The organism is Pseudomonas sp. GL-B-19, assembly GCF_019956415.1.
Classification (GTDB): domain Bacteria; phylum Pseudomonadota; class Gammaproteobacteria; order Pseudomonadales; family Pseudomonadaceae; genus Aquipseudomonas.
In genome coordinates this window covers 63,626-76,750 of sequence record NZ_JAHBDK010000024.1, presented here as the reverse complement: position 1 = coordinate 76,750, position 13,125 = coordinate 63,626, and the positions used below count along the sequence as shown (strand labels likewise).

The window sequence follows — 13,125 nt, the reverse complement described above, 5'->3', positions numbered from 1 at the left end:
TTTGCCAATTAACCAGCCAATATGACAATGCACTGATTCAATCTGACGAAACCCGATCCTTGTGGGAGCGAGCCTGCTCGCGATGAGGCCCCATTAGTCACCCATTCACTCAAGCCTGGCGCCTAAACCGGCTGCCCCCGATCAATCTTGCTACTCAAGATGATTGAGGTCGTCGTCTTCTCCACTCCATCCACACTGCCAATCTGATCCAGCAACTGATCCAGCTGCTCTGGCGAGTCAGTACGCAGCCACGCCACATAATCAAATTCGCCACTCACCGCACACAACTGCTGAACTTGCGCCATCGCACTGAGCCGGCGCAGCACTTCTTTGCCTGAGCGCGGTTGCACGGTAATCCCGACGTACGCCTGCAATCCGCCATCCACCACGCGCTGACCCAGGCGCACGCCGTAACCGGTGATGACTTTGGCCTTTTCCAGGCGCGCCAGTCGCGAGGTGACGGTCGTACGAGCGATGCCCAATTGCCGGGCCAGCATCGCCACGCTCTCGCGGGCGTTGATCTGCAGAGCTGCGATCAATTGGCGGTCGATCTCGTCTAGAACGGGCGGGCGTGTGTCAGGCAAGGGGCGTCTCCAGTGGTGCGAATCAATGGCTGAGCATGTTACAGGCTCGTTCGAAACTGAGCTGCCCAAAGTCCAAAATGCTCTCAAGGACGCCAACAAGGCGGCAGGATGCCCAAATGCACCCAATACGCAATTCTTCAAGGTGCCTGCAATTGGGGACGCAGGATTCTTCTTTGGTGTTGATCGCAAAACGCCAATAAATTATCGATTATCGATAAATAAATATTGTAATGCATAAAAAATACGGCATTATTGGGACGTCCATAACAAAGGAGTCCCCCATGACACGCTCGCTACCAACCAGCTGGAACGAATCAGCCCATACCCTTTCAGACAGACTCATCAAGGGACTTGAAAACGCTTGCGTCGTGTTGGCAATTTGTACAGCCCTATTCGGTGGGCTCGCATTGTTTTTGAGCACTGGAGATCAATCGATGAGCTATCTGGATCTTTCTCGCAACTCAGCCCCCCTCTCGTCAGAGACCATTAACACAGCCAGCGAAGGACTGACTTTCGCGGTTGACAAGTCAGCTGGGATTTTTAGCGTCGTACTCGATGTCATTATTGAAGTGTGCTTTTCAATCGCGCTCTTTTTGACACTGAAAGGTCTTCTCTCATCATTGCGTCATCAGCCTACAGCGGCACATATTGCCATTTGGCTACGAAAAATCGCGGTCGTCACACTTGTTTGGCCTGTAGCCGCTCTCCTTGGTCAAATTTCAGGCGGCGTATTTTCAGCTTTGGATAACGATGTTTTTATAGTAAATCTAAGCCTGAATCTCCCGATGCTTGCCACTGGCATTGCTATTTGGATTGGATGCATTGCAACCAAAAGACTTGCAGAAGCCGAGCAAGAATTAGAGTCTGTAATTTAAAGTGGGATATTAATGCCAATAATTGTCAATTTAGATGTAGTGCTCGCCAGACGAAAGATGCGACTTGGTGAGCTGGCAGAGAGAACCGGGATCACGCTCTCTAACCTCTCCATTCTAAAAACAGGGAAAGCCAAAGCCGTACGTTTCTCAACGCTGGAGATAATATGCAAGGTCCTGGATTGTCAGCCTGGGGATATTTTGCAGTACACCCCCGAAAGCGATAAAACTCAATAACATCTATTTTGGTGAATTTTGTGGAGCCATTGCACAAATAGAGTCCTGCTCAGCAGTTACTGTAAGCCTATTATGATTATTACAGCTAGCTGCTACTAAAAAACAGGCAAAACATATATGGAATAAGGTTCTGGAGCGCTAAGTATCCAACTTCATTTTGGAGAGATCTCATGTGTGTTCGTATTGCAAAATATATCATTGTCATTGCTGCTTCCCTTTTATCTATATCCTGCACTGCAAACGGTTATTTCGAGGTATTCCAAGAGGCAACGACTTACATCTCTCGCCCTCCGCCAGTGGTAGTCTATCGAGCACCGCCTGCTTATCATCAATTACCTACAACAATACGTCGTTCTAACCCAGCGCCTGTTTATGTTTATGTAGTCTGATCGAGGCGAAGGAGTTTTCGGGCAGCGTTTTTAGCCGAAACACCATCCAATGAATGTCTTTAATTGGCCGCTTAGAAACGGTGGTATTCCAAGGGCTATCTCCCGGCTCTGAGTTTTTAGCCGTCGAGCAGTGATGCCGCAAACGACAACGCCGCAGCGCTGCTATGACCGATGTTGAATGCATGCTCCGGGCCGCAGTTGCGGCTTAACCGCGCAAAACCAGCCGCTGACTTATGCTTTTTCTGCCGGATGCTTTCTCGAACCATAAATTCCTTGCGACGATCACGTTCTCTGCCTTGGCACTCGACATAGCGGCTGAACAGCGTTGCAGCGAGTGGGGAGCGGTGCAACCGGCACGTCCTAAGACGCCTTACGCACAGCCGCCATTACTGAGGGTCGCAGATGAGACTGTGGCAGCGAAATAGGGGTCAAGGAAAACCAACACGTCACATACGAAAAAGCCGCGCAATAGCGCGGCTTTTTTATTTGGTGGGCCCACACGGACTTGAACCGTGGACCAAAGGATTATGAGTCTCTTTTTCTTCGTTTTACCAAGTTTTACAAATATATATAGAGCCTTGTATTTATTGGGCTTCAGCCATATTCTTGCTTTACGAAGTTTAACGGTTTTCGACCTTCGGTGATTGACCGGTGATTGACAGCCCAGCTCGGAAAGCAAGCAGTGAACACGACAGAAACCGCCTTCAGTTTTACCAAGACAGCCTTGGACGGTATCAAACCGACCGATAAACGCGCTTGGTATCGGGACTCTAAAACCCTAGGGCTTTCCATTTGCGTTACTCCGGCGGGCTCCAAGACCTTCTATGTAATTCGTCGCGTCGCGGGTATGGGACGCAAGGGCAATAACGAGTTCATACGCTTGGGGGTGTTTCCCGATATGACCGTCGAACAGGCCCGCATCGGAGCTCGGCTGAAGCTCAAGAGCCTGAATGCCGGCGAGAGCGTTCGTGCCGCTGCCACTGCCAGAAAGGAAGAGCTGACCGTTGTTGACTTATGGGGTGTCTGGAGAGACGAGCGCGCAGTCGGGCCGACCCCTGACAAGCCGATCAAGCGTAGTTGGAGAAAGGATCAGCGGCTGTATGACTGCCATTTGAAAGATCGCGCCAAGCGTCGAGTAAGTGAGATCACCTCCACCTTGGCTGGGAAGATTTTCCGCGATGTGACAGTTGTGAGCGGGCCGGTGGAGGCGAACCACGTGAAACGGCTGGCCCGTGCCATGTGGAACCATGCCATCAAGCATCACGGCCTGGACCTCCGCAATCCGTGGTCAACGCTCAAGGACAACCACGAAGTTCGGCGAGAAGAGTGGATCAAGCCCTCGCAAATGCCGGCCTTGTTCAAGGCCATCGACTCCGTGGGGAATCAGGACGTAGCGGACATTGTCAGGCTGTGTCTGTTCACGGGGGCGCGGTCGGGAAACGTCAAGGCGATGCGCTGGGACCAGTTGGACCTGGATACTGCTATCTGGACGATTCCCAGCAGTCATCACAAAAACAAGCTGATCCATACGATACCGGTGCCGCCACCTGCTCTGGAGATTCTGCGCCGGCGTGTCGGTGTGAGCCGGGATTGGGTTTTTCCTGCACCAACCAAGGCTGGTCATATGGGGGAAATTCGCAAAACTTGGCATGCCATGCTCAAGGCCTTTGCTGCGGAGTTGGCGCTGCCTGAAATCCCGGACCTCCACATACATGACCTTCGCCACACAACAGCAAGCTGGCTGGTCGGCCAAGGTGTGAGCCTCCCGATGGTTGGCAAACTGCTTGGGCACACGACGACGGTGACCACTGCCCGATATGCCCACTTAGCTACCGATCCGGTGCGCGAGGCATTGGAGAAAATCACAGCAGCGATGGGGCGCACGACCAACGCATGATCAATGGTGGTCAGCCTAGCCCAACGGAGCGAAAAGCAGGTGACCTACCCAATGGGCAGGTCACCTTTCAGTAGATCGTTTGAAGAGGAGATGTTGCATTGGAGGAAATCGGTCCCGAGGAGCTGGTGGCCCAAGAAGAAAGCGCAAAAGGCTTGGCAGCTCTCATGAGCACTTTGGACGCCATTGATGGCGATACTGAATTTGGATACGCCGACTTCATAAAAATTTGTGTAGGAGAAGACGACAGCGAAGATGATTTTCTTGGCTTTTTTGAAATAGACCCGAAGGAGGGGCTCTATTGGCAGGAGCTGCCTGATGGCGTTCGATCCAGGCTCACCCGTGCAGAAAGAAATTTTCTGGGGAAGCATCCATCCAATAATTTGAAAAAACCTGTTTTGCCGTTCCCTTTCACAATGGCTGAGTTTAAGAAATTAGTTCGTTGGGCCATAGGTCAGGGAATCGAGATTCCCATTGATGAGGATGGATTGGCAGAAGTCATTGCTGAAAAAATGCATGAGCGGCAAGAGCTTCAGGTAGTAGACCAAAATCTACCTTTGCTTGATCAGCGCATCGAATATCTTCGTCGCTGGTTCAAGAGTCAAAGCGAGTTTACGGCGGCGAATCTCCGCTCTGCGCGGAGTGGCGCGGAGGGCGCGCGTCACATGTGCTGGGAATGGGTCGTTCATCAAGGATTGACCGGTCCCGGTTGCTTGTTCGAGGGCGCCAATCAAGGAAAAAGCACCAAAACAAAAGCATTTGTAGAGGCTTGGGGGCGTTTGCTTATAGAGGTTGCAAAGTAATCGCAGGGATATGGCCACGCATTGGACGAATCGGCGCGAACGATGAGTTAGTAGCGATGAAAAATAAACGCCCAGCGGCCATGCTATTTCGCAAAATAAAAGTAGACCCGGTCTACCTGGACCACTTGCGCCTGGTCCAGTAGGTTGCCCCATCGTTCTCCTCGCACCCTGACGATTACGAGGATTTACGATGACCATTTCCTACGCGCGTACCGATGCCGATATCAAGTCCCAAGCCATCAATGAAATTGTGGCCCAGATTTCCGTCGCGCTTGGCTACCCCGCAGACAAGCCGCCCGTGCAGGTCAATGATAAGCAAGCGGCCCAGGCGCTTTGTATCAAAGCAAGTACCTTGAGCGTCTGGCGCTCCACTGGCCGCTATAACCTGCCCTTCATCAAGGTCGGCCGTCTGGTGCGCTATCGCGTGAATGATTTGGCGCAGTTTCTGGCGGATCGCACCGCACGCCATACCGACGAGGTCATCTAACATGACGGAGAGCAATAAGGCCGTCCAACAGGTCGCCCCCCAGAAATTGACCTGGAGTGATACCAATACCGAGGCACAGTGCGCCCGTCTTCTGGCTAGCCAGCAAGCTGGCCCAGCGGGCACGATTACCGCCCAGATTGAGCAGAACATCCTGATGTCAGCGGCCCGCGTTAAGGCGTTGCTTGTGCAAGAGCCTCCCATCAACACCCAACATATCACTCTGACCGAGTATCACGGGCGCCCTCATCACGGCCTGGTTTATTACTTCGGCGCACAGGCCAACTCCAATATCGCCGCTTGCAACGAGCTCGACGCCATTCAGTCAGGGGCTTAAACCATGGAGGATTTTCAACGCTGCCAAGAGGCGGTGACGGTCCCGGCTTGCCTGTTGAAAGTAATTTTTTCAATGCACCTTCAACTGTTGGTCGTCGAGCGGGTGGCGCTGGCCGCTGTAGTTGGCTTGATCGCCCTGGAGGACAAACAGACCAAAGCCTGGGTGTTGCAATGACCGTTACCGTCGGGAAATTACTCAGCCGAGGAGACGAAATCAGTATTGTGCTTGGCCGGCTTGTCGTTCGCCCGATCAGTGGTAAGCCTGTACCTCAGGATTGGTTGGACGAACATTCACACGCTCTTCTGCGCGAAATCCTGCACACGCTGGGGATCGATGCATATGAATATGGCGGTTATTCGACCGGCAAGTTTGGTCATCAGCAGGCGCCAGGTGTGGCGATCCAGCTTCCGTCATTTGTAGATGGTCTGGATTCCCACGCCATCTTCAACGCGGAGCTGAGTCGTGACCGTACCACCAAGGCAGGGGCAAAAGGCTCTGATCTTCCGAAAGGGCACTTTCGCATTGGCAAACGCAGCCATCTCTACCGTTTCTGGCAGTCAACCGGCCTTCCCACGCCAAAGCGCCTTTCGTCGCTCCATGACTATCTGGGTAACCTGCGGGACATCCTGTTCGCTGCAGATATGGTAGCCGGGCGAAAAAACCGGCTGAACACCGCATCGCTCCGCCCCCTTTTCATCACTTCTGCTGAGGTGCGTAACGCCTTTCAGCCGGACAACTGCCGGACAACTGCCGTACAAGCGACGGACAACTGCCGGACAAAAGTGCCGGACAAGGATTTGGCTCCAGCCCAGCAAAATCATGGTCTCCAAGGGAATCAAACCACGGGGGCTGAAAACCACGGTAAAACGGTAATCAGTACAGACGGGTACACGGCAGTCAACGTATCTACCCAATCGCGCAAGCGACCACAAGAACAAACAATGGAGGAGTGGCTGGCTGAGTGCTTTCCACCCGATAGTGATCACAACTAATCTCCTCATACCTGAGGACATCCACACATCGCTAAACACATGATTAAACGACGTGCCGAGCATCTCTGATTAGGTTAACAACCATGAGCAAAAACAGGTTATTCAAGGAAACACCCAAGACCCGGCTGATTGTGTCAGTTGAAACTGAAACCGTGGCCGCGATTGATCGGCTGATCCGTTATCCCAGCGCCAACCGTTCAGAGTTCGTGCGTCTGGCTATCGAAGAGAAGCTGGAGCGTGACGTGGTTCGGTTCCAGAACCGTGCTTCAGTAGCTCCCTAAGCGTATCTGCAACAGTTGGATGATTTTCGTCAGCCCTAATGCGTGGAAATTTTGATGATTTTTAGAGCAGTACGCGCGCGCGCGCGAGGGGGGGTAATAAATGGGCCAAGCTACTGGAGCTGTTCATGGGTACCTGGTAGCAGACCAGGCCCGAAATGAGAGCGGTAAGTTCTCCGGCCTGGCCTACGTCGTCAATGAAATCCCAGTTCCACCGCAGACGGATAATCCGGCGCCGGCAAAACCGGCGCCGGCAAATCCCCCCCTAGTAAGTACTCAGCTTTTAGTGAGTACTGAAAAAGCAGCAAAGGGGTCGCCTGACGGCTCCCAGGGGCGAGGACGGCATTTTCGATCAGGTCGCCACGTTTTCCTCGATCCACAGCAGCTCCTCGAATGGTGCCAGCGAAAGCTTGGCCGCGACCTCGGCTGCAACGATGGACAGCTCCAATATTCTCCCTCCCCCGCGTAAGGAATCCCCAATGGCAGCCAAGAAACCGGCCACCAAGAGCGCGGATGCTCAAGCAGCCAAACCAAAATCCCGTGCAGCCCGAAAGCCTGCAGCCCCCAAGAAACCAGCGAAACACCCAGTCACTGCTGCTTCTGAGCCCGCCCCCGTTGAACTGTCGCCCCTGGAGCAGTTGCTCGCACAGATGGGTCCGCGCCATGTGGAGTTTGTGTGGCAATGCCTGGTAAGACTCAACGCGACCGAGGCTTATCAGGCTGCTTTCGAAGTACTGCTGCCAGCCCCGCAGGACCGGATGGAACATCGCCGCCAGATCGCCCAATTCGAGCCCGCACTCGTGGAACCGCTCGATCTTGGAGCGCTGGGCTATCGTTCACCAAACGACTATGCAAAGGGTTTGAAGCGGACGCCTTAACGTTCGACTTCTTGGCGTCCGCCGCCAGGGGGCAGCTCCATGGATACCCTTGGGGCAACGTCACCCCGGCATAACTGAGGGCGAAAGGATGAGCGCACGGGATGTCAATCCGGTTTCAACGCATGCAGCCTTGCAGGCGCTGGGCTTCAGGACTGAGCCGAAGGTGTACTCCGAGCAAGAAACTGGCCTTTCATATGACTTTGGCAGCTTTCAGCTGACAGCGGCCCGCATGATGAACCTGCAGATGCGCGAGGCTTGGCATCTTTCCGGACTGGTCGCCACATCACGATCCATCGCACAAATCGAATTCGAAATGCCACTGCAGGTTGACTCCGCCGAACAGTGTGCGGCTTGGATTGCATGGGCGCTTGAACACCAGCTTTGCGATGAAAGGCTTGTTGCCAGCATGAAACAAGAGTTGGTGATTCTGGGGTTGCAACATCAATCGACGCTCCCTTGGGTTCGCCAGCAGGCTGCGCATGCAGCCCGCCCACATTGCTGGGTAGAACGCTCATGGATGCGCCTGCTGTTCAAAACGCTGGCTGGGCACGTCAGCAAGGATGACCCAGACGACAGGATTTCAATTCGGTTTGATGGTGCCGTGCTGTCATTTCATGGGCGTGACTGGACGATTCCCGTCCCTGCAAGCGGCAATGCATGGACTGCCCCGTATGCAATCAAGGTTAGAGATTTCAGCAGCTTTCCGGCCCGGTTGATGCGGGCAGAAATCGGCGTGTCGATCTGGGAAGACAAACTAACCATCGGTAACCGCTTTTATCGCGGGATAGCCATTGCCCAGTCTGCCGCACCGAGCTGACATTCGTGACAGGACGCTGATTCATTCCAGGGATTTACAGATCGACTGGTTGCGCACGTTACTGGCAGTCGTGGATACCGGCTCTATGACCGCGGCGGCGCGTCAGGTCGCCCGGTCCCAGTCCGCGGTGAGCATGCAGTTGAAGAAGCTGGAAGACAGCCTCGGCCGGCCGCTGTTCAAGCGCGAGCCGAAGCAACTGACGTTGACCCCTGCCGGGTATGACCTGCTAGGACACGCCCTCAAGCTGCTCGAAGCCCACTCGACGATGGTTGATGCGATGCACGGGCGCGCGGTCTCCGGGCGCGTTACCCTGGGTGTGCCTGATGACTATGCCCTGACCTACCAGATGCCGGCCCTGTACAGCTTCATGACCCGCTTCAGTGAGGTCGAGGTCACATTGGTCTGCGAAGACTCCGCAAGCCTCTGGGCAAAGGTCGACCGCGGCCAGATCGACCTCGCCCTGGTCACCAGCGACGGCCCTTCACGGGGCGAACTGCTGTTCAGGGAGGCGTTGGTAGTTGTACCAGGTCGCCGAAATGGCCCTTGGCCTAGGACGATTTGAGCAGACCCACCGGCAGCATGGCCAGCAGCCATTTCAGGGCGTCGAGTATGGGTTGCAGAATGGTTAAAGTGTCCATTGCAATCCTTTGCGGCATGAGGCCTAGAGGTTGGTGGTGCTTCTGATCAGTCTGATCAAGCGCATGAAGTCAGCGTTGTTGCTGTGGCTTTTCCAGCGGTTGGCAAAGCGGCAGACGATCTGCAGGTTGCCGGGGGCATAGTGGCCATCGCTGTCGATTCGGTCGAGAGAGCACAGCTGTTCGTCATCGTCCTGCGCCCGATCCAGCTGCATCGATATGCCCGTGAGCGCGCACAGGCCTTCCTGCATGCGGTACAGCTCTTCAATGTAGAGCTGTAGTTCTTCTTCGTCTGGGAAACCGAAATCTTTGTTCTTGGCCCAGCGGACTACTTCCTGGCCGTTGGACTGTTGTGTTGTTTCCCACGCGGTGCGTGCCATCCGGTATGCAGCGACTTTGAGGTTGCTAAACGAGCTCACAAGTCCCGCTTTACGCACGGCCGTTTTCTCTCTCCACTCTCGGCGCTCATGCCATGGGGTCAGGTCGTTCCCATGGACAAGCGCCAATGCGTATTCCGCATAATCGGGGGATAGCTGCTGAAGGGTGGCTTCGGTTGAAAGGAAGTCCCACGCCTTCGGATGCAGTGCACTCCATTCCAACCGACTACCGCTCAAGCTGATTTTTACCCAGGGTTTGCAGGGCTTGTGGCACACGTAGACAGGCTTGGGAGGCTTACTGCTGGGATCTTCCCCAAGTTCAAAAGCTGGGGCATCAGGTAGCGACTCGGTCCACCACAGATCATTCTTCTCGCAGTGAATCCAGATATCACCGGATGTTTGCGCAATGATGGTCATCAAGTTGAACCAGCGTGATGCCACCCCCAGTGTCGGAACCATGCCTCGAGCGGTTTTCTCATGTTTCAGTGTGGTCTCGATAAAGCCTTCACGGTCGCCTGCAGCCCAGAAGCTATGGGTCTTTTCGGCGTTCATGGTGGCAACGGTCGAACGACGAAGGCAGTTGGGCCATTCGTAGTTTTCACGGCCGAAATTGGCGATGAACACCCGCTTCATGTGCTTTTGCTTCCTCGCTTGGCCTTGGGTGTGGCGACGCGTTGGGCTTGGATGCGTGCCAGCAGCACGCTAGCCGGTTCGTCGTTGGGGTCTTGTGGCACCAGTTCACCACGAAAGGCTTTGGCCAGGATGCTTTGGGTCAGGTGGTCGATACGGCCTTTGGCTGTAGCTACTTTGGATTCGAGTTGGTCGGCATAAGCGAACAGTTGTTCGACGCGACGGACGATTTCGGATTGCTCTTGAATTGAAGGGATGCTTACTTGGAACTCGCGGATAATTTTCGCCGGAAGCTGAGGCTGAGCTGATCCACTTCGTTGAGTGTCAATTAGCGTCTGGAATGAAGGGGACGCGATTAACATCTTGAAAAACTCATTTTCCAAAGCAGGTTCAATTTTCCTGAGAATCAACATTCCGGAATTAATGCGTACAACGTCGAATGGTACGTTTGCGTCATACGAAGCAACATTGCCCAGTGTTCCTCGGGTCGTTATTACAATATCGCCGCGAGAAAGTGTTCCACTTCGCAAAAGCTCGTGTTTTTTCTTTGAAATGAAGGCGGTCTCTTGGAACTCAAAACCGTATTTCCTCACGTTTTTGGTTGAAAGAAATAAGCAGTATTCGCTTTCTTGATAGTCTTCTTTTTTGGGGTAGTTGGGCCCCCTGTCGCCATCAATGAGCTTGAATAGTTCGCCGATTGTTCGCTCTTGGAAATCTGGTGCATGGTTTTCTTCATGCCACTCCTCCGTCAACTTCCCAGATACCGCAGCAGCAAGGACGGATTGTCGGAAGCGTTTGAGCAGGGCGGGGATGCTATCAATGCGGTCTTTGAGGGTGTCAACCTGGGCCAACAGTTCATCGATTTTTTGGGCTATACGGGTTTGTTCGGCTGCAGGCGGAACTAGCGCCGGATAACTTTCAACAAACTGTTTTGGTACACGGCGGAGACCCACTGCCCCGGTCATATTCAATGCGCCTTCACGCATGAACTCGCGACTTTTAACTAAGGCCAGCAAATATTTGGCTGACACATCTTCGTTATATGGGCGCAGTACATAAAATTCGCTGCTTCCTGCGCCTATACCGTTGGGTAGGCCTTCAACAAAAGCCGCTTTGCCATTTTCAAAGCAGGGCGTCACCTTAGCAAAAATCACGTCGCCGTTTTTAAAATTTGTATAAGCCTTCTTTATGTCACCCCAGTTGCGGTCGTCAAAACGCAGTTTTTCCCGGAAGTTGGTCGGGGCGTGGGACATAGGCACAAAGCCTGCTGCCAAGTGATCTTCGAAAGTTTGCTTGGGGTTCAGGTCAGCAAGATCGCTAATGCAAGCGGTAACCCATCCCTTCGGTAACTCACTCATTCCCATTCTCCTGAGCCACCGTCAACCCCATCACTTCCGCCATTAACTGCCTCTGTGCTGTCACTTCATCCCCAGCGCCCAAGGCCTTCATTAGTTCTTCCAACTCATGTAGAGCCTCGGTGAGTTCGGCCATGGCTTCTGCGGCCAGAACTTCCGGTATCGGCAAATTGTTGCTATCCAGATTGTCGGCATTCTTGAGCCAACTGATATCCAGCGAATCCCCGCGCTGCTTAATCTGGTCGCGATTAAACACCCGGAAGCGACTCAGCTCTCCAATCCCCTCGACATTCTCCGCACGCGGGCTATTGCCATTAGCATCCTCCCCGAAGGCATCTTCGAAGGGCTTGAGATGAGCCGCGCCAAACGGTGTGCGCTTCCCAAAACTAGGCATGTTGCTACGCAAGTCATAGACCCAAACACGCTGCGTGCAGCCTTGATCCTGACGTGGGTTATCGACCGAGCCTTTCTGGAAAAACAGCACGTTTGTCTTCACGCCTTGAGCGTAAAAGATCCCCGTAGGCAGCCGCAGAATGGTGTGCAGGTTACACTTGTCCATTAAGTCGCGGCGCACGTCGGTGCCGACGCCGGCTTCGAACAGCACGTTGTCCGGTAGCACCACGGCGGCACGGCCACCGGGTTTGAGGCCGCGATAGATGTGCTGCAAGAACGCGAGTTGCTTGTTGCTGGTCTTGTATGTCAGGTCGTCACGGGTCGGGCCGCCGCCGCCCTTGGCGGTGCCGAACGGAGGGTTGGAGAGAATCAAATCGACCTTGGGTAGGTTGGCTCCGGTTTGGCCGAGGGCGTTGCCCAGATGAACCACACCTTCTTCGTCGCCTTCCATGCCGTGCAGCAGGGTGTTCATCAACGCAAGGCGGCGGGTTCCAGGCACCAGCTCTACTCCGACAAAGGCACGGTTTTGCTGAAAGCTTCGAGCTTTCTCATCTAGGTCGTAATGGTCGTCGGTGTGGCTCTTGATATAGGCGTCGGCGGCGATCAGGAAGCCTGCGGTGCCGGCGGCCGGGTCCTGGATGGTCTCACCGGGCTGGGGTTTGATGCAGTTAATGATGCTGTCGATCAGCGGGCGCGGAGTGAAGTACTGGCCGGCACCGGATTTGGTTTCACTGGCGTTCTTTTCCAACAGGCCTTCGTAAAGATCGCCGAGACCATCTCGACGGGCGCTGAACCAGTCGATGCCGTCGAGGCTCTTGATCAATTGCTCCAGGTGGCGTGGTTCCTTTAGGCGTGTCTGGGCGTCGGCGTATATGGCGGCGATCAGTGGGTCGCTGTTCTTACCCAAATCCAGCAGCATCTGCCGATAGTGATTGAGCAGGGTGAGCCCGGACTTCCCTTCGAGGTCGGGCCAGCGGGCACCGACGGGCAACTTGTGGGCGAAGTCGGCGTTGTTTTGCACCTGCTCGTATTCCATCTTGATGAACAGCAGCAGCACCAGCTCGGTGACGTAGTCGCTGTAGTTGATGCCGTCGTCGCGGAGGACGTCGCAAAGGTTCCAGAGTTTTTGGACGATATCGCTATTGGTCATGGGGCTCTCGTAGAAATTGA

The 13,125-nt window shown here is 54.2% G+C and carries 16 protein-coding genes; 12 read left to right on the top strand and 4 right to left on the bottom strand.

Features of this window, described 5'->3' with window-relative positions:
• Window positions 1-122 precede the first annotated feature (122 nt).
• Window positions 123-584: an Lrp/AsnC family transcriptional regulator gene (locus tag KGB06_RS10415; RefSeq protein WP_007980298.1), complete on the bottom strand. Its 462-nt coding sequence runs from the start codon at window positions 582-584 to the stop codon at window positions 123-125.
• A 25-nt stretch (window positions 585-609) separates the two neighbouring features.
• Here KGB06_RS10415 and KGB06_RS10410 point away from each other — a divergent pair, with 25 nt between their 5' ends.
• The 12 genes from KGB06_RS10410 to KGB06_RS10355 all read left to right on the top strand — a co-directional run bounded on the left by KGB06_RS10410 (window position 610) and on the right by KGB06_RS10355 (window position 9,127).
• Window positions 610-822, top strand: a complete 213-nt coding sequence (locus tag KGB06_RS10410; protein WP_223514987.1) for a hypothetical protein — start codon at window positions 610-612, stop codon at window positions 820-822.
• 43 nt (window positions 823-865) lie between these two features.
• A complete protein-coding gene (locus tag KGB06_RS10405) occupies window positions 866-1,459 on the top strand; it encodes a hypothetical protein (protein WP_223514984.1) in 594 nt (197 codons plus the stop codon).
• 12 nt (window positions 1,460-1,471) lie between these two features.
• On the top strand, window positions 1,472-1,693 hold the full coding sequence (locus tag KGB06_RS10400; RefSeq protein WP_223514980.1) for a helix-turn-helix domain-containing protein: 222 nt from the start codon (window positions 1,472-1,474) through the stop codon (window positions 1,691-1,693).
• A 1,071-nt stretch (window positions 1,694-2,764) separates the two neighbouring features.
• Window positions 2,765-3,979: a tyrosine-type recombinase/integrase gene (locus KGB06_RS10395; protein ID WP_223514977.1), complete on the top strand. Its 1,215-nt coding sequence runs from the start codon at window positions 2,765-2,767 to the stop codon at window positions 3,977-3,979.
• 98 nt (window positions 3,980-4,077) lie between these two features.
• Entirely contained in the window at window positions 4,078-4,779 is a 702-nt protein-coding gene (locus KGB06_RS10390; RefSeq protein WP_223514974.1) for a hypothetical protein, read from the top strand.
• Window positions 4,780-4,969: 190 nt separating this feature from the next.
• A complete protein-coding gene (locus KGB06_RS10385; protein WP_223514971.1) occupies window positions 4,970-5,266 on the top strand; it encodes a helix-turn-helix domain-containing protein in 297 nt (98 codons plus the stop codon).
• 1 nt (window position 5,267) lies between these two features.
• The gene (locus tag KGB06_RS10380) at window positions 5,268-5,600 is read left to right on the top strand and encodes a hypothetical protein (protein ID WP_223514968.1); all 333 of its coding nucleotides are present in this window, start codon (window positions 5,268-5,270) and stop codon (window positions 5,598-5,600) included.
• A gap of 170 nt (window positions 5,601-5,770) precedes the next feature.
• Window positions 5,771-6,592, top strand: coding sequence for a hypothetical protein (locus KGB06_RS10375; RefSeq protein ID WP_223514965.1), 822 nt, complete (start codon window positions 5,771-5,773; stop codon window positions 6,590-6,592).
• A gap of 83 nt (window positions 6,593-6,675) precedes the next feature.
• Window positions 6,676-6,873, top strand: a complete 198-nt coding sequence (locus KGB06_RS10370) for a ribbon-helix-helix protein, CopG family (RefSeq protein ID WP_122721294.1) — start codon at window positions 6,676-6,678, stop codon at window positions 6,871-6,873.
• Window positions 6,874-7,349: 476 nt separating this feature from the next.
• The gene (locus KGB06_RS10365; protein ID WP_223514963.1) at window positions 7,350-7,748 is read left to right on the top strand and encodes a hypothetical protein; all 399 of its coding nucleotides are present in this window, start codon (window positions 7,350-7,352) and stop codon (window positions 7,746-7,748) included.
• An 88-nt stretch (window positions 7,749-7,836) separates the two neighbouring features.
• Window positions 7,837-8,565 carry a hypothetical protein gene (locus KGB06_RS10360; RefSeq protein WP_223514961.1) on the top strand — a complete coding sequence of 243 codons (729 nt, stop codon included), beginning with the start codon at window positions 7,837-7,839 and terminating at the stop codon, window positions 8,563-8,565.
• Window positions 8,540-9,127 (top strand): LysR family transcriptional regulator, encoded by a 588-nt coding sequence (locus KGB06_RS10355; RefSeq protein WP_223514959.1) that lies wholly within the window; start codon window positions 8,540-8,542, stop codon window positions 9,125-9,127. Before KGB06_RS10360 ends, KGB06_RS10355 begins: the two co-directional genes overlap by 26 nt.
• Before the next feature lie 99 nt (window positions 9,128-9,226).
• Here KGB06_RS10355 and KGB06_RS10350 read toward each other — a convergent pair whose 3' ends face one another.
• Genes KGB06_RS10350 through KGB06_RS10340 form a run of 3 tightly spaced genes read right to left on the bottom strand, consistent with a single transcriptional unit; the run spans window position 9,227 to window position 13,105 of the window.
• Entirely contained in the window at window positions 9,227-10,210 is a 984-nt protein-coding gene (locus KGB06_RS10350) for a hypothetical protein (RefSeq protein WP_223514956.1), read from the bottom strand.
• Window positions 10,207-11,565, bottom strand: coding sequence for a restriction endonuclease subunit S (locus KGB06_RS10345; RefSeq protein ID WP_223514953.1), 1,359 nt, complete (start codon window positions 11,563-11,565; stop codon window positions 10,207-10,209). Before KGB06_RS10345 ends, KGB06_RS10350 begins: the two co-directional genes overlap by 4 nt.
• The gene (locus KGB06_RS10340; protein WP_223514950.1) at window positions 11,558-13,105 is read right to left on the bottom strand and encodes an N-6 DNA methylase; all 1,548 of its coding nucleotides are present in this window, start codon (window positions 13,103-13,105) and stop codon (window positions 11,558-11,560) included. The genes KGB06_RS10345 and KGB06_RS10340 overlap by 8 nt, the downstream gene beginning before the upstream one ends.
• Window positions 13,106-13,125 lie beyond the last annotated feature (20 nt).